This is a genomic window from Corallococcus sp. M7 (assembly GCF_054512695.1).
Window position 1 is genome coordinate 6,357,167 of the sequence record NZ_CM137252.1, and the last position, 18,627, is coordinate 6,375,793.

General features: G+C 70.3%; 20 protein-coding genes. 8 read left to right on the forward strand and 12 right to left on the reverse strand.

The window, feature by feature from the left end; all coding sequences use genetic code 11:
- Positions 1–48 precede the first annotated feature (48 nt).
- The 3 genes from ACX114_RS25505 to ACX114_RS25515 form a co-directional block, all read right to left on the reverse strand.
- On the reverse strand, positions 49–1,227 hold the full coding sequence (locus tag ACX114_RS25505) for a CaiB/BaiF CoA transferase family protein (protein ID WP_459288651.1): 1,179 nt from the start codon (positions 1,225–1,227) through the stop codon (positions 49–51).
- 90 nt (positions 1,228–1,317) lie between these two features.
- Positions 1,318–1,647 (reverse strand): SCP2 sterol-binding domain-containing protein, encoded by a 330-nt coding sequence (locus ACX114_RS25510; protein ID WP_206792778.1) that lies wholly within the window; start codon positions 1,645–1,647, stop codon positions 1,318–1,320.
- A gap of 98 nt (positions 1,648–1,745) precedes the next feature.
- Entirely contained in the window at positions 1,746–2,120 is a 375-nt protein-coding gene (locus ACX114_RS25515) for a response regulator (protein ID WP_014397893.1), read from the reverse strand.
- 208 nt (positions 2,121–2,328) lie between these two features.
- Here ACX114_RS25515 and ACX114_RS25520 point away from each other — a divergent pair, with 208 nt between their 5' ends.
- Positions 2,329–3,378, forward strand: coding sequence for a sensor histidine kinase (locus tag ACX114_RS25520; RefSeq protein ID WP_459300274.1), 1,050 nt, complete (start codon positions 2,329–2,331; stop codon positions 3,376–3,378).
- A gap of 78 nt (positions 3,379–3,456) precedes the next feature.
- Positions 3,457–3,693 (forward strand): twin-arginine translocase TatA/TatE family subunit, encoded by a 237-nt coding sequence (locus ACX114_RS25525; RefSeq protein WP_459288653.1) that lies wholly within the window; start codon positions 3,457–3,459, stop codon positions 3,691–3,693.
- 129 nt (positions 3,694–3,822) lie between these two features.
- Here the strand turns inward: ACX114_RS25525 and ACX114_RS25530 are convergent, their stop codons facing one another.
- From ACX114_RS25530 to folE, 5 genes are all read right to left on the reverse strand, one after another.
- On the reverse strand, positions 3,823–5,691 hold the full coding sequence (locus ACX114_RS25530) for an AMP-dependent synthetase/ligase (protein ID WP_459288655.1): 1,869 nt from the start codon (positions 5,689–5,691) through the stop codon (positions 3,823–3,825).
- The gene (locus ACX114_RS25535) at positions 5,688–6,428 is read right to left on the reverse strand and encodes a tetratricopeptide repeat protein (RefSeq protein ID WP_459288657.1); all 741 of its coding nucleotides are present in this window, start codon (positions 6,426–6,428) and stop codon (positions 5,688–5,690) included. Before ACX114_RS25535 ends, ACX114_RS25530 begins: the two co-directional genes overlap by 4 nt.
- Positions 6,429–6,575: 147 nt before the next feature.
- A complete protein-coding gene (locus ACX114_RS25540) occupies positions 6,576–7,316 on the reverse strand; it encodes a sigma-70 family RNA polymerase sigma factor (RefSeq protein ID WP_459288659.1) in 741 nt (246 codons plus the stop codon).
- Between the two features lie 230 nt (positions 7,317–7,546).
- The gene (locus ACX114_RS25545) at positions 7,547–8,974 is read right to left on the reverse strand and encodes an FAD-binding oxidoreductase (protein WP_459288661.1); all 1,428 of its coding nucleotides are present in this window, start codon (positions 8,972–8,974) and stop codon (positions 7,547–7,549) included.
- Complete coding sequence (folE, locus tag ACX114_RS25550) at positions 8,971–9,540, reverse strand: GTP cyclohydrolase I (RefSeq protein ID WP_216619233.1); 570 nt, start codon at positions 9,538–9,540, stop codon at positions 8,971–8,973. Before folE ends, ACX114_RS25545 begins: the two co-directional genes overlap by 4 nt.
- 322 nt (positions 9,541–9,862) lie before the next feature.
- On the opposite strand from folE, the gene ACX114_RS25555 reads away from it, so the two are divergent.
- From ACX114_RS25555 to ACX114_RS25580, 6 genes are all read left to right on the forward strand, one after another.
- Positions 9,863–10,282, forward strand: a complete 420-nt coding sequence (locus tag ACX114_RS25555; protein WP_459288663.1) for a hypothetical protein — start codon at positions 9,863–9,865, stop codon at positions 10,280–10,282.
- Between the two features lie 102 nt (positions 10,283–10,384).
- Positions 10,385–11,725, forward strand: a complete 1,341-nt coding sequence (locus ACX114_RS25560) for a zinc-regulated TonB-dependent outer membrane receptor (RefSeq protein WP_459288665.1) — start codon at positions 10,385–10,387, stop codon at positions 11,723–11,725.
- 22 nt (positions 11,726–11,747) lie between these two features.
- Positions 11,748–12,671: a metal ABC transporter substrate-binding protein gene (locus tag ACX114_RS25565; RefSeq protein ID WP_459288667.1), complete on the forward strand. Its 924-nt coding sequence runs from the start codon at positions 11,748–11,750 to the stop codon at positions 12,669–12,671.
- A 4-nt stretch (positions 12,672–12,675) separates the two neighbouring features.
- On the forward strand, positions 12,676–13,548 hold the full coding sequence (locus tag ACX114_RS25570) for a hypothetical protein (RefSeq protein ID WP_459288669.1): 873 nt from the start codon (positions 12,676–12,678) through the stop codon (positions 13,546–13,548).
- Positions 13,535–14,353, forward strand: a complete 819-nt coding sequence (locus tag ACX114_RS25575; RefSeq protein WP_459288671.1) for a metal ABC transporter ATP-binding protein — start codon at positions 13,535–13,537, stop codon at positions 14,351–14,353. The genes ACX114_RS25570 and ACX114_RS25575 overlap by 14 nt, the downstream gene beginning before the upstream one ends.
- The gene (locus ACX114_RS25580; protein ID WP_459288673.1) at positions 14,334–15,206 is read left to right on the forward strand and encodes a metal ABC transporter permease; all 873 of its coding nucleotides are present in this window, start codon (positions 14,334–14,336) and stop codon (positions 15,204–15,206) included. Before ACX114_RS25575 ends, ACX114_RS25580 begins: the two co-directional genes overlap by 20 nt.
- A 25-nt stretch (positions 15,207–15,231) precedes the next feature.
- Here the strand turns inward: ACX114_RS25580 and ACX114_RS25585 are convergent, their stop codons facing one another.
- From ACX114_RS25585 to ACX114_RS25600, 4 genes are all read right to left on the reverse strand, one after another.
- Positions 15,232–15,780, reverse strand: a complete 549-nt coding sequence (locus tag ACX114_RS25585) for an isochorismatase family protein (protein ID WP_206792756.1) — start codon at positions 15,778–15,780, stop codon at positions 15,232–15,234.
- A 73-nt stretch (positions 15,781–15,853) separates the two neighbouring features.
- The gene (locus ACX114_RS25590) at positions 15,854–17,596 is read right to left on the reverse strand and encodes a hypothetical protein (RefSeq protein ID WP_459288675.1); all 1,743 of its coding nucleotides are present in this window, start codon (positions 17,594–17,596) and stop codon (positions 15,854–15,856) included.
- 10 nt (positions 17,597–17,606) lie between these two features.
- A complete protein-coding gene (locus tag ACX114_RS25595; protein WP_459288677.1) occupies positions 17,607–18,218 on the reverse strand; it encodes a hypothetical protein in 612 nt (203 codons plus the stop codon).
- A gap of 18 nt (positions 18,219–18,236) precedes the next feature.
- Positions 18,237–18,620: a hypothetical protein gene (locus ACX114_RS25600; protein WP_459288679.1), complete on the reverse strand. Its 384-nt coding sequence runs from the start codon at positions 18,618–18,620 to the stop codon at positions 18,237–18,239.
- Between the last annotated feature and the right edge of the window lie 7 nt (positions 18,621–18,627).

Genomic DNA, 18,627 nt, shown 5'->3' on the forward strand with positions numbered 1-18,627 from the left:
TTGGATCCGCGCACGAACCCGCCCTCACGGGTTCGTTTCACGCGTCATTCATGCAATCAGGCGCGAGATTTCCTCAGCGGTGAAACCCGCGTCCTCCAGGATGACGCGCGTGTGCTGTCCCAGCGTGGGCGGTGGACGCAGTGCGACGTCGCCCATGCGCAGCGGCGTGAGCAGGTGCGTAACGCGGATGCCGCGCTGCGCATCATCCGTCTCCACGAAGAGGCCGCGCGCGCGCAGCTGCGGATCCGCGAGCACCTCGTCGCCTTCCGCCACCGGCTCCACGCAGAACTCCGCGCCGGAGAGCTGCTCCCGCCAGTGCGCCAGGGGCTGGCTCGCGAAGACGCGGGTGAGCTCCGCCTTCACGCGGGCGCCATCCGCGCCGCCCGAGTACGCGTCATCCAGCAGCTCCGGGCGGCCCAGCTTCGCGCAGAGCGCGCCGAAGAACTTGGGCTCCAGCGCGCCCACCGCGAGCCAGCGGTCGTCCGCGGTGCGGTACAGGCCATAGCTGGGGTAGCCGCCGTTGAGCGCCTCGCTTCCGCGCGCAAGCGGTGCGCCCTCCTTCCCCATGAAGAGGCGCGAGGCCAGGTGCAGGTGCAGGAACGCCAGCGCGCCGTCCGTCATGGACACGTCCACGAAGCGGCCCACGCCCGTGCGCTCGCGCTCGTGCAGCGCGGCCAGGATGCCCACCAGCGCGAAGAGGCTGCCTCCGCCGATGTCCGCCATCTGCACGCCCGGGAACGCGGGCGCGCCACCGGCCTCGCCGCCGTAGCCCAGCAGGCCCGCGCGGGCCACGTAGTTGAGGTCGTGCCCCGCCTTGAGCCGGTCCGGCCCCGTCTGGCCATAGCCGGAGATGGCGCAGTAGATGAGCCGCGGGTTCTTCTGGCGCAGCACCGCCTCGCCCACGCCCAGCTTGTCCATCACGCCGGGGCGGAAGCTCTCCACCAGCACGTCGTAGTGGGACACGAGGCGCAGGAGCGCGTCACGGCCTTCCGGCGTCTTGAGGTTCAGCGTGAGCGAGCGCTTGTTGCGGTGCAGGCCGTAGTAGAGCGCGCCCTCCCCTTCGCGGTGCGGCGGCATGTGGCGCGTGGCGTCCCCCACGTCCGGGTCCTCCACGGTGTCCACGGTGGCGCCCAGGTCGGCGAGCACCAGCGTCGCGTACGGGCCGGGCAACAGGCGTGACAGGTCCAACACCCGCAGGCCCGCGAGGGGGGAAGACGGCTCAGGCATGGAGGGGGGCTCCAGGGGGAGGTGGAGACATGCGGACGGCGCGTCCCCGCGAGGGTGACGCGCCGTCGGTACGACACGATACGCAGAGGCTCAGGCCAGCAGCTTCGCCAGCTTCATCGCGAGGCCCATGTCCATCGGCTTGAACTTGAGCTTGCCCTGCATGGCGGCCATCTGCGGGTTCAGCTTGCCCTCGCGGATCTTCACGAAGTCGTCGTTGCTGACGGAGACCGTCATCTTCGACGCGCCGTTGAGACCCTCGGACACCCAGCCCTCCGACTTGGTGGTGTCCAGCGTCCACTTGCCGCCGCCGTCGCCGGAGACGTCAAAGTGGATGATGGCGTTGATGTCCTTCGCCAGCTCCGGCTTCGCCTGAAGCTTCTCGGGAATCTGCCCCTCGATGATGTCCTTCGCGGTCGCCATGACTCGCTCCTTGTTATCAGCGTTGATTGGTGAATCAGGCCTGCGCGGACCGTAGTGGCGCCCCACCGTCGGGTCAAGCACCGCCAGGGTTGCCGCGCTCAGACCCGCGAAGTGTCCGCCGAGGGGTTGAGGGACTGTCGCACCATCGACAGCAGGTCGTTCAGTTCGAAGGGCTTGGCCAGGTGACCCATGGCGCCAATGTCCTTCGCCTTGCTGCCGACGTTGCGGTCCGCGCTGAGGACGATGATGGGGATGCCCGCGAAGTCCGGCTTCTGGCGCATGCGCTGGGCGAACTCCCAGCCGTCCATCACCGGCATCATCAGGTCCAGGAGGATGAGGTGCGGAGGGTCCGGCTCCAGGCGCTCCAGGGCTTCCTTGCCGTTGCGGGCACGGCGGATCTCGAAGCCCTCGGCCTCCAGGATCTCCGAGAGTGCCTCCAGGATGTCGGGATCATCGTCCACGACGAGCACCACGGGTGCATCAGCATGCTGTGCGTTGAGCGAGGTCAGAAGTGTCTCCTCGATGCCGCTTCCGGGGGTCGATCTTCCACCATCACTGGCCCCCCGGGTGCAAGAAATCAAGGGTCCTGAGGACGGAGCCGGAGCCCGTTGCAAAACCGACAGTCACTGCCCACCCTTCCGTTGATTCGAGGCACGGCCAGGGGAGGTCCGCGTGACGTGGATGGGGGAGACGCCTGGAGGCAACGAAACCGCGCCGGGGCTCGCGCTGCTGCCCCGCCAGGGGACACCTCGCCTGCTCGGCCCCCTGCTCCTGGACTACCTGGGGCTCGAGGCCCTGCCCCCCATGCCGGCCGCGACGGGCATCGACGGGCTGATGGCCGCCGCGGGCTTCCGGCGCAGGAACGGCGAGCGCAACCTGTGGGAGCGCCAGGACCGCGTCCTGCTGGTGGGCGAGGAGCCCCTGGAGGACGGCGGGCGCCTGGTGTGGGCGCTGCCGGTGCCCTGGAGCACGGAGCCGGCTTCACCGCAGGTGCCGCAGGCTTCACCGCCGGGCGAGCGCGTGGAGGACCGCGTGCGCTTCTTGTCGCTCGCGTCGCACGACCTGCGCGGGTCGCTGGCCAACATCCGCTCGTACGCGGCGCTGCTGCTCAACGGGCGCATCCCGCTGGAGCCCAAGGCGCAGCGCGGGCTGGAGACCATCCTGCGCAACGCGGACCGGGCGCTCTCCTTCGCCCAGGACTTCTTCGACTCCAGCCGCGCGGACCTGGGCGCGCTGGCGTGTGAGCGCGAGCGCCAGCAGTTGCTGCCCATCCTGGATGCCGCGGTGGAGCGCACGCGGGCCGCGGCGTCCGCCGCCAACGTGGAGCTGATGCTGGACTCGCTGCCGGAGCTGCCCGAGGTGACGGTGGACGCGGGCCGCATCCAGCACGCGGTGGAGGCCTTCGTGCACCACCTGCTCGCCCGCGCGCAGCCGGGTGAAGCGCTCCACGTGCGCGCCGAGCGCCTGGGGCATCAGGTGCGGGTGGAGGTGCGCCGCGAGGGCGCGGCCGTTCCGGAAGAGGACATCGACGCTGTCTTCCAGTGCGAGGCGCGGGCCTTCCGCGAGCGCAAGCTGGAGGATCCGCTGCGCGTCTTCCTGGCCCGGCAGGAGGTGGAGGCCCACGGCGGCCAGGTGGGCGCCCAGGCGGACCCGGGTGGCACCACCCTCTTCCTCACGTTGCCCTTATCGCTGCCAGAGGAACTCGGGCATCCAGCGGGCTGGCAGGCATGAGCCCCGGCCGCCGGAGTTGCTAGCGCGACCCACCTCCCACCGGTATGCTCCCCCGCGCATTTCGTGAGGAGCGAAGCCATGGGATTGAAGCTTCCTGAGATTCTTCTGATTTTCGCGGCGCTGCTGCTGCTGTTCGGCGGCTCGCGGTTGCCGCAGCTCGGCTCGTCCCTGGGCAGCGCGCTCCGCAACTTCAAGCGCGGCTTCTCCAGCGACGAGGAGAAGGACGACGCTTCCGACAAGAAGCCCGGCACGCTGTCCGCGTCCACCACCGTGGACAAGGACGTCGCCGCGAAGTCGCCCAGCTCCCACGCCTGAGCGCGGGTCCGTCCGGGTGGGCCCGGGAAGGCCCCGCCCCTGACGTCAAATCATCGCTGAACGTTCACCCGTGACGCCCGTACCGTGACCGCTCGTAAGCGGCCAGGGACGGGCGTCGGGCTTTGTGCGTCAGTCCATGACCTTCGCGCCTTCGTACATGGCGTCGATGGTCTTGATGTACTTCTGGCTGGCGACCTTGCGCTTCACCTTGAGGGTGGGCGTGAGCTCACCGGACTCCTGCGTGAAGTCGGCGTCCATGACGGCGATCTTCTTGATGCTGGAGTACGGGGGGATCTCCGCGTTCACCTTCTTGATGATCTCCTCGACGGCCGCCTTGATCTCCGGCCGCTGGGAGTTCTGCGCGTAGGTGCCCACCGCGATGCCCTTCTCCTCCAGCAGCTTCTTGGCCGGCTCCTCGGAGACGGTGATCAGCGCCACGAGGAACGGGCGCTTGTCGCCGTACACCATGGCCTGGCTGATGAGCGGGAAGGTCTTGAGCGTGTTCTCGATGTTCTGCGGCGCCACGTTCTTGCCGCCCGCCGTGACGATGATGTCCTTCTTGCGGTCGGTGATGCGCAGGTAGCTGTCGGAGTCCACCTCGCCGATGTCGCCGGTGTGGAACCAGCCGTCCGGATCCAGCACCTCCGCGGTGGCGGCGGGGTTCTTGTAGTAGCCCTTCATCACGCAGGGGCCACGCACCAGGATCTCACCGTCCGCGGCGATCTTGATCTCCGTGCCCGGGACCGGCGGGCCCACGGTGCCGATCTTGATCTTCTCCACGCGGTTGGCGTTGCACGGAGCGCTCGTCTCCGTGAGGCCGTAGCCCTCCAGCACCTTGAGCTCGAGCAGGTCGAAGAAGTAGGCGATCTTCCGGGACAGCGGCGCGCCGCCGGAGATGAAGATGCGCATGTTGCCGCCCAGCTTCTCGTCCAGGGTCTTGCGCACCTTGGAGAACACCAGCTTCTTGGCCAGGCTGAACTGGAGCGAGCTGTACTCGCGGCCCTGGCCCTTGGCCTCGGCGTACTCGTCGAACAGGCCGAAGGCCCACTTGAAGAGCTTGCCCTTCACGCCGGGCGCGGCGGAGCCGTTGGCCACGACGTTGTTGTAGACCTTCTCGAACACGCGCGGCACGGACGGCAGCACCGTGGGGCGCGTCTCCGCCAGGTTCGCGAGCAGCTTGTCCACCGACTCCGCGATGATCAGCCGGAAGCCCATGGACAGCCACGCGGCCTTCACCACCTGGGCGAACACGTGCGCCAGGGGCAGGAAGAGCATGACGGAGTCGTCCGGCTTCATCATGCCCATGGCCTGGGTGGCCTTCGCTTCGTAGGCCCAGTTGCCGTGGGTGAGGATGACGCCCTTCGGGTCGCCCGTGGTGCCGGACGTGTAGACGAGCATGTTGGTGTCGTCCAACTTCACCTGCGACACGCGCTCGGTGAACGCGGACTCGGCGGCGCCGGGGTGGCCCTTACCGGAGGCCACCAGGTCCGCGAGCGAGATCTCCTTGTCGCCGGAGACGGGCCCTTCGAAGACGACGATCTTCTGCAGCGAGGGGATGTCCCCCAGCTTGGAGCGCACGCGGGACAGGCGGCCCGCCTGCTTGGCGTCCTTCTCGTCGTTGTCGACGAGCAGCAGCTTCGTCTCCGAGTGGTTCAGGACGTAGCGGCACTCATCCGGCGTGTTGGAGCCATAGATGGGCACCGTGATGGCCTGGGCCGCGCTGATGGCCAGGTCCGCGATGATCCACTGCAGGCTCGTGTTGGCGAAGATGCCGACCCGGTCCCCGGGCTGCACGCCCTGGGCGATGAGGCCCGCCGCCTGCGCCTTCACGTCCTCCAGCACCTGCGCGAACGTGACGTCCTGCCAGCGCCCGTCCTTCTTGTGCGTCACGCCTACCTTGGAGGCGTTCTGGGCCCGCTGAACGAGCAACTGGACGAGGTTCTGCTCCTGCGTCCCGCCCGCCGCGGGAGCCGTCGTGACCTGACTCTCTGCCCTCACTTGAGCTCCTCCTGGATGTCGGCATCCACCTTCTTGGCCCACTGCTGCACTCGCTGCCCCTCAGCGGGGTTGTACGCGGTGCTTCCCTGCTTGACCTTCTCGATGGCCGCGCTCGCGTCCTTGGCCTTGCCGTCCTTCAGCAACGTCTCGGCCAGGTAGTAGTGCGCGCGCAGCGACTGCGGAAACTTGGCGATGGCCTTCTGGTAGTACTCGGCGGACTTGCCCAGGTCGCGCTTCGGCCAGGGCAATTCATAGAAGTAACGCCCCTTCACCAGCCAGGGTCCGCCGTACTCGTACGTGGCGTCGATCTTCAGCGCGGTGTCCAGGCGCTCGTTGAACTTGCCCTCCAGACCGTCGCCCAGCGCCTTCATGATGCCCACGGCCTGCGAGTAGGAGCCGATGCCGCAGGCGGCGAAGTAGTAGCCCTCTACGCGCGCCGGCTGGAGCTTCGCGGCCAGGTCACCGGCCTCCCAGGTCTGCTTGCCCAGGACCATCTTGAGCTTCTTCTCCGTGGCGCCGTCCGCCTGCCACTGGAGGATGCGCGCCTTGCGCCACGCCAGGTCGAAGTCCTCCGGCGCGGCCTTCAGCGCCTCGGACACCTGCTTGTCCAGCGCCTTCACGGACTCCGCGTCATTGCGCTTCGCGTACAACGCGTCGAGTTGTTCGAGCAGCGCGGGATCCGCGGCGTGTGCCGGGATGGCCCAAAGCACCCAAAGGGCAAGCAATTTCAAGCGCATCGAAAAGCCTTAGCACGCACGCTCGCCTACCATCAACCGAACGTACCAGACGCAGCGCGGCAAAAACGAAGACGGGACCGGCAAGGTGCGAACACCCCGCCAGGTCCCGTCAGCGATGCAACAGATGCTGCCTTCCTGCTTGCCGCTTCAGGCCGCGTCGGCCGAGGCGGTGTGCTCCTCGTTCTCGTTGAACGCGATGAGGTAGCGCTCCAGGAAGTTCTTCGTCTTCAGCTCCACCTGGCGCACGCGCTCGCGCGACACGCCCCAGCGCTGGCCCAGCTCCTCCAGCGTCAGCGGCTTGTCCTGCGTGAGGCGCTCCTGGAGGATGTCCCAGCCCAGGTCGCCAATGCGCTTGCGCACCTTGGTCAGCGCCTCCTGGATTTCGGTGTCCTGCTCGCGGGAGAGGAACGTCTCCTGCGGGGAGGGACCGCCGTCCTCCAGCCGGTCGAGGAAGGTCGTCTCGCCCTCCTCGTCGATGGTGGCGTCCAGCGAGAAGTCCACCATGCTGCCGCGCTCCGCCTCACCGCCGCGCACCTGGCTGCGGTTGTCCTTCAGGTAGCGGGTGATGTAGGCGCGGATCCACCACACGGCATAGGTGGCGAAGCGCACGTTCTTCTTCGGGTCGAAGTGCTCGATGGCCTTCATGAGGCCGACGTTGCCTTCCTGGATGAGGTCGTCCAGGCGGGCCCCGCGGTTGGCGAACTTCTTCGCCACGGCGACCACGAAAGCGAGGTTGGAGCTGGCGAGCGTCTGTCGGGCGCTCTCGTCACCCTTGCGGGCCTGGCGGGCCAGCTCGTACTCCTGCTCACGCGTGAGCTGCTGGTGCCCGCCCAGGTGACGCAGGTAATGCGAAAGGCCCTCTGCCGCGTACTTCGTCGAGTTGGCCATGATTTCCCGTCCTTCCGTTCGTAACTGCCGGACGCGATGAATCCCCCGACGAACCGCGTCCATCTGTCACTAGGACGCGCAACGGCGGAAAGGGTTTCTCATTCCTTCCAAGAAGGGCATTTCCCCCTCTTACCCTTGTCAAAAGCCCGTCACGTGCTCGCACTTCCGGGCCTTTGGAAGGGCACGACGCGACGGGTGGGACAGCACCTACGTTTCCGGTCACGAAGTCTTCAACGCTTGAGCGCGGGGAAGATTTTCTCGGGGTTGAGCAGACCTGATGGATCGAAAAAGGCCTTCAGGCGGCGCTGCAGGTCCAGCAATGCGGGCGCCTGCTCCAGCGCCAGATATTCCCGCTTCGCGTGCCCCACGCCGTGCTCACCGGTGATGGTGCCTCCCAGCTCCACGGTGAGCACCAGCATGCGGCGCAGCGCCTCGTCCACGAGGGGGCGCTGGCCGGGTCCTTCGTACAGGATGTTGGCGTGCAGGTTGCCGTCGCCCGCGTGGCCATACGTGGCCACGGTGAGCCCCAGCTCCGCACCCATCTTCTTCAGCCGCTCGATGATCTCGGGAATTTTCGAGCGGGGTACCACGATGTCCTCGGAAATCTTGGCGGGCTTGAGCGCACGCAGCGCCGGGGAAATCACCCGCCGTGCCGCCCAGAGCTTCTCGCGCTGACTGTCGTCCTGGGCCACCAGGGTCTGGGTGGCCCCGTGCTGATTGCAGATGTCCCCCAACAGTTGGAGCTCCGCGAGGACGCCTTCGGGGGTGTTGCCGTCGACCTCCGCGATGAGGGCGGCGCCCGCGTCCGGGGGGAACTGGAAGCTGCCCCGGTGCACGATGGCCTGGACGGCGACCTCGTCGATGAGCTCCAGGCAGCGCGGCAGGATGCCCGCGGCGAGCACTGCGGAGACGCCCTTCGCCGCGTCCAGCACGGAGGGGAACACCACCAGCGCGGTCATCACCTGACGCGGCAGCGGAATCAGCTGCACCGTGATTTCGGTGGCCACGCCGAGCGTGCCCTCGGAGCCCACGAAGAGCCCGACCAGGTCATAGCCGGCCACGCCCTTGATGGTGCGCCGGCCCACGCGCAGCACCTCGCCGTCCGGCATCACCCACTCCAGGCCGATGACGTAGTCGCGCGTGACGCCGTACTTCAGGGCGCGCGGGCCGCCGGCGTTCTCCGCCACGTTGCCGCCCAGCGTGCAGAACTCCCAGGAGTTCGGATCCGGTGGATAGAAGAGACCTTGGGCCTCCACGGCCTTCATCAGGTCGCCCGTCACCACGCCGGGCTCCACCACCGCGGTGAGGTCCTCCTTGGAGATGGAGCGGATTTTGTTCATGCGCTCCAGGCTGACCGCCATGCCGCCCCTGAGGGGCAGCGAGCCGCCGCTCTTGCCGCTGCGCGCGCCACAGGGGGTGAAGGGCACGCCGTGCGCCTGGCACGCCTTGAAGATGGCGGACACCTGCGCGGTGGTCTCCGGCAGCAGGACGGCGTCGGGCCGGTACACGCCGCTGTCGGACTCGTCGCGCGCGTAGGCATCCAGCGTGGCCTCGTCGCGCTTCACCTGGCCCTGGGCCAGCACGTCCGCCAGGGCCTCCAGCACCTTCGCCACGGGCTCGGGCGCCACCCGCTCGAAGGTCTGGGCGGCGGGGTTCATCGGCCCGCCCCCGTCCGGGCCCCCAGGCGGGCCCACAACTCGCGCCGCAGGGGGCCGTCGCGGCGCAGGCGTCCTTCATAGGCCTCCGCGTGGGTGACGGCGTCGCGCTGGTGGTCGGCGCGCAGCCGCAGACACGCCTGCTCCGCCTCCAGGATGCAGGCGGTGGCGGGGCTGTCGAGCACGCGGGCGAGCGAGCGCGCCACCTGCCGGGCCAGGTCCTCCTGGAGGATGAGCCGGTGCGCGAAGAGGTCCACCAGCGCGCCAATGCGCCCGAAGCCCACCACGCGCGAACCCGGCACGTAGGCCACGTGGGCGCGGCCGGTGAACGGCAGCAGGTGGTGCGGGCACATGGAGTGGAAGCGCAGGTCGGTCACGACGACCAGCTCGCCGGAGGAGTCCGCGGGCGCGGGGTAGGTCTTCCCGAGCGCCTCCTCGGGCGTGCGGCCGTAGCCGTCGAGGAAGCCGTTCGCCCACACGTCGGCCACGCGCGTGGGCGTGTCCACCAGGTTCACGTCCTGGAGGTCGAGCCCGGCGGCGGTGAGGAAGTCGCGGACCGCCCGGGCCATGCCGGCGGGGTCGGGGCGCACGGCGCGAGGGGCCGGGGCCTTGGCGGCGGGAGCGCGGCGACGGGAACGGGAGGAAGGCACGGGCGGCGGAACTCCTGGCGCGGTGGGGTGTGGCGGTGGTGGCGCGCCCAACCTAACCGATGCGGCCAGGAGCGACGTCCGGAATGAAAACAACGTTCCCTTGTCGTCGTGTTTCGGCCTCGCGCCAGATTGAATCGCCGCACCGCTCCATGCGTCCATGCCCGGGAGCACCGGGAGACGCAGGCACCCTGCCTGCCTTGACACTCCCGGGGGCCGACAGTAAGCCAGCCGGGACCCTCTGATGCTCTCGCGCGCCCACACCCTTGCCCGCCTCACCGCGATGCTGCTCGTCGCGCTCTGGGGTGCCCAGCCGCTGGGTCTGGCGCTGCACGTGGAGCAGCACGCGCACCGGTTCTGTCCGCAGCACCAGACGTTCGAAGAGGACGCGCGGCGCGCGAACCCCGCGCTGTCCCGGTTCACCGAGCGCGCCCCCGTCGTCTCCTCCGTTCCGCCCGCCGTGGCGGACGCGACGGGCCTCAACCATGAGACGTGCCCGCTGCTCACGGCCGCCCCGCAGGTGGATGCGCTCCCGGGCGCGGGCGTCACGTCCGCTTCGGCGTGCGTGGAGAGCAACCACCCGGCCACCGCGCCCCCCCGCTCCTTCGCGCCGCTCGCCGTCCTCGACACCGCGCCCAAGGCCTCGCCTCCGACGCACGCGTAGTCCCCGCGTGTCGTGTCGTGAAGCAGGTCATCAGGTCGACGGTCGTCGCGGGGCGCGCATGCGCATGCTCCACGGCCGGCCGGTTCCGAGGAGCAAACATCCGTGTCATCCCTTCCGCGCAGGAATCCCCGCGCCCTCGCCGTCGTGCTCGCCGCTCAGTTGTCCGCGAGCGCCGCGTGGGCCCAGCAGTCCCCACCCGCAGCCGAATCTCCACCCCCTTCCGAGGACGCTCCAGCGCTGAGCCCGGAGGAGATGGAGGAGATTGAAAAGGCGCTGGGCACCGACACGGCCACGCGCGCGCGTCCGTCCGGCGACACGTCCCCGGCGTCGCCCACCGCGACGAACGACTCCGGCGTGACGCCGCTCAAGCTGCCCAACGCCATTACCTCCGGCGGCACCAACTTCCTCAACCTGAGCTTCATCCTGGACATGGCCCTGGCGGCCTTCTCCAGCAAGGAGCCCCTGCAGGGCGGCGCTCACGACCCGACGAAGAACGGCTTCAACCTCCAGCAGCTGGAGCTGTCCATCGGCTCCGTGGTGGACCCGTACTTCCGCTTCGACAGCAACATCGTCTTCAGCCAGTTCGGCGTGGAGATTGAAGAGGCGTACGTCACCACGTTGGACCTGCCCGCCAACCTCCAGGTGCGCGCGGGCCAGTTCCTCACCCGCTTCGGCCGGATCAACGCCACGCACCCGCACGCGTGGGACTTCGTGGATCAGCCCTTCATCATGAGCCGCTACTTCGGCGCGGAGGGCAACCGCGGCCTGGGCGTGGAGGGCTCCTGGCTCACGCCGCTGCCCTGGTACGTGGAGGTGATTGGCAGCGCCACCGACGCCGCGGGCGAGGCCACCGCGCGCAGCTTCTTCGGCGCCTCCGCCGAGCGCGTGCTGTCACCGCTGGACTTCCAGCTCACCGGCGCGGTGAAGCAGTTCTTCCCGCTGTCGGACGACCTGTCGCTGCTCTGGGGCCTGTCCGCCGCGACGGGCCCCAACCCCACGGGCTACCGCAACTACACCAGCATCTACGGCACGGACGTGTACCTGAAGTTCCGGCCCATCACGTCACAGAGCTCGCAGCAGTTGGTGCTCCAGGCGGAGGTGCTCTACCGCCGCCGGCAGGTGCCGGAGGACGTGCTGTCCGACTGGGGCGGCTACGCGCAGACGGTGTGGCGCTTCTCCAACCGCTGGGCCACGGGCCTGCGCTACGAGTTCGGCTCGGCCGCGAAGACGCTGGAGGGCCGGGTGGCGAATGATCCGCTCGACCCCGAATGGATTTCAGACCGCCAGCGCATCACCGCGTCGGTGACGTTCTGGCCCACCGAGTTCTCCCGCCTGCGCCTGCAGGCCGCCACGGACCGCGTGGGCTGGCGCGAGTCGCCGGACTACTCGGCCTTCCTCGCCCTTGAAGTCGTGACCGGCGCCCACGGTGCCCATGCGTTCTGACACCTTCTTCTGGAGCCCTTCCATGCGTTCCCTTCGCCTGTTCGCGGCCCTGTTCGCCGCCGTCGTCAGCCTCACCGCCGTTCCCGCTCGCGCGGACCTGAAGGTCGTCGCCACCCTCCCGGACCTGGCCGCGCTGGCCAAGGCCGTGGGCGGAGACAAGGTGGAGGTCACCGCGCTCGCGCTGCCCACGCAGGACCCGCACTTCGTGGACGCCAAGCCGAACCTGGCGCTCGCGCTCAACCGCGCGGACCTGCTCATCGCCGCGGGCCTGGACCTGGAGATCGGCTGGCTGCCCACGCTCCAGTTGGGCGCGCGCAACAGCCGCATCCAGACGGGCAACACGGGCTACCTGGACGCGTCGCGGTTCGTGAGCCTCCAGGAGGTCCCCGCCGGGCAGGTGGACCGCAGCCAGGGCGACGTGCACCCCGGCGGCAACCCGCACTACCTCTATGATCCGCGGCAGGCCCTCAAGGTGGCCGCGGCCATCGAAGCGCGCATGTCGCAGCTGGATGGGAAGAACGCCGCTGCCTACAAGGCCAACCTCACGAAGTTCACGCAGGAGCTGCAGGCGGCGCAGGCGGGCTGGGAGAAGCGGCTCGCGGGCTTCAAGGGCGTGCCCGTCATCGCGTACCACCGCACGACGGCGTACCTGCAGGACTGGCTGGGCTTCAAGACCATCGCCTTCCTGGAGCCCAAGCCGGGCATCCCGCCGAACCCGTCCCACGTCGCGCAGGTGCTGGCGCAGGGCAAGGCCAACAAGGTGAAGCTGGTCCTCAAGGAGGACTACTACCCGGACAACATCGCGAAGCTCGTGGCGTCGAAGATTCCCGCCGCGCTCGTCACGCTGCCCGGCGGCACCGACTTCCGCTCCGGCCAGACGTACGTGCAGCGCCTGGAGCTGATGGTGGGCCGGCTGGAGCAGGGCCTCGCCGGGAAGGGGGAATGACGCCATGAAGCGCTTCTCTTCCCGCATCTCCTCCAACGCCTGGTTGCTCCCCGTCGCGCTCTTGTCCGGGTGCGCGTTCAACGAGGGCGAGGGCTTCGCGGTGCTGGAGCCCTCCGTCCAGGCCGCGTACACGCCGGTGTCCGGCCGTAACGCGGGTGACGGCTACCAGGCGCTCGCGTCCGACTTCCAGTTGCGCATGGACACCGGCGCGGTGAGCCTGGGCAGCATCGACCTGCTGGCCTCCTCCGGTGGAGGGGGTTCCACGACGTTCGACCCGTCCTCGCCGCCGCCGGGCTACTCGCTGTGCCACAACGGGCACTGCCACAGCGACTCCGGGGCGCTCGTGGACTACGAGGACATCCAGGCGGAGATGGGCGGCGGTGGCAGCACCACCGTCACCGTGGCCAACCTGCCGGTGGACGCGGAGCTGGACCTGCTGGCGCCCGCGGCCCGCGACCTCTCCTGCGAGCCCGCCTGCGAGCTGGGCAAGACGACGCTGTCCCGAGGGCGCTGGGCCGTCACGGGCCTGCGGATGACGGGCAGCGTGCGGGATGGCCGCGTGCCGGCGCGCTTCGCGGGCACCCTGCCCTTCCGCTTCACCGCGACGGTGACGGGCGCGGAGGCCACGCCGGTGGCGGTGCTCACCGGCGACCTGGACGTGCCGTCCGACCGTGAGAACGACCCGCGCGTGGCGCTGGGCCTGAAGCTGGAGCTGACGCCGGCCCTCTTCGACGCGGTGGACTGGTCCGCCGCGACGCCAGGCGCGGACGGCGTGGTGGACCTGGACGCGCCCGCGAACGCGGCGGTGCGCACCGCGCTGCTGGAGAAGGTGGCCGGCTTGAGCCCCACCGCGGAGGTGAGCCGTGGCGCACGGTGATCACGAGACGGAGCTGGACCGGGGCCACCGCGCCGCGGTGCCGGAGCCGGGCGAGCCGCTGCTCAAGTGCGAGCAGCTCGTCATCGGCTACGGGGGCAAGGACATCCTGCCGCCCATGGACCTGGTGGTGCGCCGCCATCAGTTCGTGGCGGTGGTGGGCCGCAACGGCTCCGGCAAGAGCACCTGGTTCAAGACGCTGCTGGGCCTGATTCCTCCGGTGTCCGGCCGCATCTCCCTGGGCGCGCCGCACATCCGCAGCGCGTACGTGCCGCAGATGTCCGCCATCGACTCGCTCTTGCCCGTGCACACGCGGGAGCTCACCAGTTGGGGACGGCTGTCCGGGTGGAACTTCCTGCGGCCCTTCCCCAACAAGACGGACCGGCAGAAGGTGGAGGCGGCGCTCGATACGGCGGGCGCGCGCGGCATCGCGAAGCGGCCCTTCCGCGACCTGTCCGGCGGCGAGAAGCAGCGCGCGCTGCTGGCGCGGGTCATCGCCACCGAGGCGGATGTCGTCCTGCTGGATGAGCCCACCGCCGCGATGGACGCGGTGGCGGAGAAGCAGACGATGCTGCGGCTGTGCGCGCTCGCGCATGACCGCGGCCTGGGCGTGGTGGTGGTGAGCCACGACCTGTCCGTCGCCGCCGAGCACGCCGACGTCATCCTCTTCGTGGACCGCGAGCACCGCTGCTTCGTCATGGGCGACGCGCGCACCGTGTTCTGCCACCCCGCCTTCCGCCGCCAGTACGGCGACGACTACTGCCACTCCGCGCCCCAGGGACCCCACCGTGGAAACAACCCTGCTTGAGCCCTCGAAGTGGGAACAGTTCCAGGCGGGCTGGGAGCTGTTCCGCGACCCCATCCTCTGCGCGCTCATCGCCGGGTGCGTGCTGGGCTTCCTCAGCGTCTACGTGGTGCTGCGGCGCATGGTGTTCGTCAGCGCGGCGGTGACGAACACCGCGGGCCTGGGCGTGGCGCTGGCCTTCTTCGCGGAGATCCACCTGGGCGTGCACGTGGATCCGCTGGTGGGCGCGGTGGTGCTGTCCGTCGCGGCCACGCTGCTCCTGATGATCGAGCCCGCGCGGCTGCGGCTGTCGCGGGAGAGCCTGCTGGGGTGCGCGTTCGCCTTCGCGGGCGGCGCGGCCATCCTGGTGGGCGACCGCATCGCGCAGGAGGCGCACGACATCCAGGGCATCCTCTTCGGCACCGCGGTCCTGGTGACGCCGGATCAGCTCCAGGCGGTGGCGGTGGCCGGCGCGGTGCTGATGGTGCTGCACCTGTGGTGGTTTCGGGGCATCGCCTTCGTGAGCTTCGACCGCATTGGCGCCACCGTGCAGGGGCTGCCGGTGAAGCTGCTGGACACGGTGTTGATGGTGTCCATCGGCATCATGGTGGGCGTGTGCGCGCGGGCCCTGGGCGCCCTGCCCGTCTTCGCGTTCTCCACGCTGTCGGCCATCGCCGCGCTGGTGCTGGACCTGCGGCTGCCGTGGACGTTCTTCACGGCGACCGTGCTGGGCGGCATCGCGGGCGCGGGCGGGTACCTGTTCGCGTACTTCTACGACTTCCCGGTGGGCGGTTCGCAGACCGTCCTGTCCGGGGTGCTGGTGCTGCTGATGATGCTGGTGCGCCTGATCCGCGTGCCCTTCACGCGCCGGGCGTGAGCGGTGGGCCGCCGTCGTCCCTGCGTCAGCGGACGGCGGCGGACACCTTCTTGAACTCGGGCGTGCCCGCGCGGCCCAGCATGTCGAACAGGGCCGACTCCACGGTGAGGATGCGCGCGCCCGCGTCGCGGCACAGCTCCAGCCCCACGCGGCGGTCCTCCTCCGAGCGCGACAGCACCGCGTCCGCGAGCAGGCACGGCTCCCGGCCGCTGTCCGCCAGGTCGCGCGCCGTCTGGAAGACGCAGATGTGCGTCTCCATGCCGGTGATCAGCACCTGCTTGCGGTCCCCCAGCACGGAGAGCACGTCCGGCGTGGCGGCGGAGAACTCCAGCTTCTCCAGCGGCTTGAACTCCCCCAGGCGCAGCTTGAGCAGCGAATGCGTGCGGCCCAGCCCCTGCGGGTACTGCTCCGTGACGATGACGGGCAGGCCCAGGGCCCGCGCGCCCTCCACGGCGGCGCCCGTGCGCGCGAGCATGCGGTCCAAAGCGTCGCGGTCCATCGCGGCGCACAGGCGCTCCTGGATGTCGACGACGAGCAGCGCGGCCTGCTCGGGCTTCAGGCGGAACGACGGCATGGGGCGGCTCCTTGGAGGATGCCCCCTAGTGACGCGAAGGCCGCGCCTGCGTCAAGCGCGGCGGCGTGCGCGCTCAGGCCCCGTGAACGGTCCAGGGCGCTTCTCCACCCCGAGGGACGGGCCCGGTGTCCACCGAGGCCACGTCCGGCACCCGGCGGAGCGCCGCACGGCCGCGGTGGCCCCGGGCCGCGAAGCCCCGTGCGCGTTGCAGGCCCGGCAGGTGCGGATCCGCGTCGCGCCACAGGTCCAGCACCACGGCGAAGTCGTGCTCCGCCTCGGACATGCACTCGCAGGCGACGTGGGCCTCCGCGACCAGGAGCATGCAATGGCCGCAGCCGGGCCGCTCCCCTGCCCGCTCCAGCGCCAGCTCCAACGCCTTCTCCTCGCGGCCAGAGCGCAGGCGGATGCGGGCCAGCGTCTCGCGGGGCGGCCGGCAGAAGAGCGCGGGGCCCACGGGACGCAGCCGGCGCTCCAGGCGCAGCGCCCGCGTGAGCGCGGCCTCCGCCCGGCCGGAGTCTCCCCGGCGCGCATCCAGCGTGCCCCGCAGCTCCTGCGCGGCGACCTCCACCGTGCGCGCCACATCGCGAGCGCACAGGGCACGGCCCTCGGAGCGCGGCGCTTCCGACAGGCTGTTCACCAGCGCATCCAGGGCGCCGCACGCGCGCTCCACGTCGCCCAGCCGTCCCGTCTCCAGGGCACAGACGCCCTTCGCGTACAGGCGCACGGCGTCGCGCAGGCCCGCCTCCGCGACGGTGGCGGCGTCTCCCAGCTCCATGGGGACCTCCGCCGCGGCGCGGCTGAAGCCGAAGCGCAGGTGCGCGGCGACGAGCGTGGTGGCGGCGAAGAGCACCGCCTGGGGCTGGCCTCCTGAAGCCTCCACGCGCTGCCGCAGCTTGCGCGCCCAGGCCTGCGCGCCCCGGTACTGCCCCACCTCCACGCAGCCCTCGCTGAGCAGGCGCAGGGCGGTGTCCGCGCTCGGCGCCACGTCCAGGGGCAACGACTCGCGCGCGAGGTACGCGTCGTCCGCCGTCACCGCCGACTCCAGGATGCGGTTCGCCTCCACCGCCTTGCCCACGCGCAAGAGCAGGCGTCCGGCGGCGAGCAGCGCGGGGCTTCCCGCGGGCACGAGCGACGGGAGCAGCTCCGCGCTCTCCAACGCCGTCTCCGGCCGGCTACTGGGCAGCCACGCCTGCACCCAGGCCACGTGCACGCCCGCGTGATTCGGATGCGTGCGCAGCAGGTCGCGCAGGAGCAGCTGCGCGTACGGCTGTCCCTGTCCGGGACGACCATCGGATTCGTACCCGTCCAGCAGGAAGCCCGCGAGCAGCAGGCGCGGCTCGGGCTCCTGGGGGAAACGGTCGATGAGGCACTCCATCTCCCGCACGAAGGCATGTCTGCCATTGGCGGGGCCCTTGTCCGCGAGGAGGCTGGCCGCGACGACCAGCCGCTGCTCCATGTCGGTGGTGCCCTCCGCCAGCGTCAGCGCCTTGCGGATGGCCTCCGCGCGGTCCGCGGTGAAGCGCTGCCCCACGCCCCGGGCGAGCGCGAGCCCCCACCACGCCATGCCGAGGGAGGGGTCCTGCCGCGCGGCCTCCGCGAAGGCGCGCCGGGCCTCCAGCGCCCAGCCCAGGTGCAACAGGCGCAGGCCCTGATCAAAGTACGCCTGCGCCAGGGGAACCTGCGTCGTCACCTGGAGGTGTGCGTCTCCCAATCCGTCCAGGAGCGGCGGCGTGGGAAGGGCTTCGTCCGGCAGGTCCTCCCACGCGACGTGGGAGTGGACCGACGGGGCATCGGCTCGGAACAGACGTGCCAGCATGGTGTCCTCCTCACGCTCCGGACATCGGAGCGGCATGGTGTTGCACGACGGCGTCGGTCGCGCGCACGCGCACGGCCAGCCGCCTCCAGGCGGTCGACAACTCCTCGGCGGGGATGGGAGACGCCTTGCGCCGCGCCGCCAGGCACTCGCGCCGCCAGGCCAGGCCCACGTCGCGGGCCACCCACGCCTCGTACTCCGCGAGCCAGTCCGCCAGCCGCGCGAGCCCCGCCCGCGCCGCCCTGCGCTCCTGCCCGGTGGCCACGTCGCGCCGGACGCCCACGTCCTCCACGCGGAAGGCCGTGCCGCGCGCCTCCTCCACCCACCGGGGCACGAAGCCGTCACGCGGCACGAAGATGGCTGCGCCGCACGACTCGCACAGCGCTCCGAAGCCCCACAGCGTGAGGCGCCCCCCGTCCAGGAGCCGTCCCTGGTACGCGCTCTGTCCCTCCACTCCCGGCGGACGCGCTTCACGCACCAGCCCGTGCCGCAGCAGCACGTTGCCGTCGGGGCAACGCACGTCCTGGCCCAGGCACCACATGGCCACGTCGAACAGACGGTCGCCGTCGCGGCGCACGTCGCAGGGAAGCAGGGAACCGGCACTGCCAGAAGAGACCTTGGACATGGGGCGCCTCTCGTTCCGCTACGAAGCGGCCTTCTTCACGGTGGGACCCACGCGCGCGGGCACGTCGCCGAAGAGCGCCTTCGCGTCCACGGCCGTGGCGCCCGCCTTGGTGAGCAGCGCGTTGACGGCACGCACCAGCTTGGAGCGCACGCGCGGAGACAGCGGCTTGTCCTCGCGCGCGGCGGTGAGCTGCTGCTCGCTCAGGCCCCGGCCGCTGCGCGGCTTGCCCAGGCCCAGCTCCGCATACGGCTTCTGCTGCTGCTCCTTGTCACGGCGGCGCGTGGCGCGCTTGCGCTTGAGGACGCGGTCCTCATCCGAGTGCGCTTCGAGCTGCTGGGAGCGGCGCAGCAACACCGCGGGGGAGATCTTCTGACTGTCGAGGAACTGCTGGAAGGTACCCATGGGGAAC